2 protein-coding genes are annotated in these 1,080 nt (G+C 64.8%); both read right to left on the bottom strand.

What is annotated here, in order from left to right:
- Window positions 1-133: antibiotic biosynthesis monooxygenase (locus FJ980_RS36025; RefSeq protein WP_181181423.1), on the bottom strand; the 133-nt coding region annotated here is incomplete at its 3' end.
- Window position 134: 1 nt separating this feature from the next.
- Window positions 135-1,080: ribose ABC transporter (locus tag FJ980_RS33765; RefSeq protein ID WP_210243791.1), on the bottom strand; the 946-nt coding region annotated here is incomplete at its 5' end.

The raw sequence follows: 1,080 nt of genomic DNA, 5'->3' as shown, positions 1-1,080 counted from the left end.
CCTGGACGTCGTAGTTGATGCAGCCCTCCTCGGCACGTGTCGGTTCGACGAGGCCCGACAGGATTCTTTGCAGTTCATCGCGGGTTTCGGGTTTGGCAACCACGGTGCCGATGGCCGTATAGGGAACCGTCATCTCATTTCCTCCCCTGGCTGAGTGCAACGGCAAGGATGATGATGGCGCCGCGCGCGACTAGCTGCTGGCTGAACTCCAACCCCATCAGAATCAGGCCGTTATTGATGAGGCCGATCATCAGCGCGCCGACAATTGTCCCGATCACCGTGCCGGAGCCGCCGAACAGGCTGGCGCCGCCGATCACCACCGCCGCGACGCTGTCGAGCAGCAGCGGTTCGCCGGCCTGCGCTGCCCCCGCCGTGAAGCGCGCGGCATAAAGCGCGCCGCCAAGGCCGGCGCACATTGCCGACAGCACGTAGAGCCGCAGGATGTGGCCCCTGATGTCGATGCCGGCGCGGCGCGCCGCCTGCACATTGGCGCCGATGGCGTAATTGTGCTGGCCGAAACGGGTCTGGCTGAGCAGATAGTGCATCACGACGACGAAGACAGCAGCGATCATCACCAGATAGGGCACGCCATGGAACTTGCCGTTGCCGAGCAGTGCGAACCAGGAATTCTGTACCGGCACTGTCGTGCCGCCGGCAAGCAGGAAGGCGACACCGCGGGCGACGCCGAACATGCCGAGCGTGCCGATGAAGGGCGGAACCCTGAGCCGCGAGATCAGCAAGCCGTTGATGACGCCGGGCACGCCGGCCACGATCACCGCGGCAAGGATGCCGGCCAGCATGGCCAACGGCAACGGAATGGCGGCGCCCGCCATGTTGGTGGCATGCGCGGCGATGACCGCGGCAAGGCCCATGATGAAGCCGAGCGAAAGGTCGATGCCGCCTGATATGATGACGAAGGTCTGCCCGGTCGCCAAACGCAGCGGCGCCACGGCGAAAATCGCGATGGATTGCAGATTGAACGGATTGAGCACGAAAGTGGCGCCGAAGGCGCTCCGCGACCAGATCTCGAAACAGATGATCAGGCCGGCGAGAAACAGCCAGGCGCGCCCCTCGGCGATG

It is taken from the genome of Mesorhizobium sp. B1-1-5 (genome assembly GCF_006443065.1).
GTDB lineage: Bacteria > Pseudomonadota > Alphaproteobacteria > Rhizobiales > Rhizobiaceae > Mesorhizobium.
Note: the sequence above shows the minus strand (reverse complement) of the source record. Positions and strands in the feature narration are given on the sequence as shown.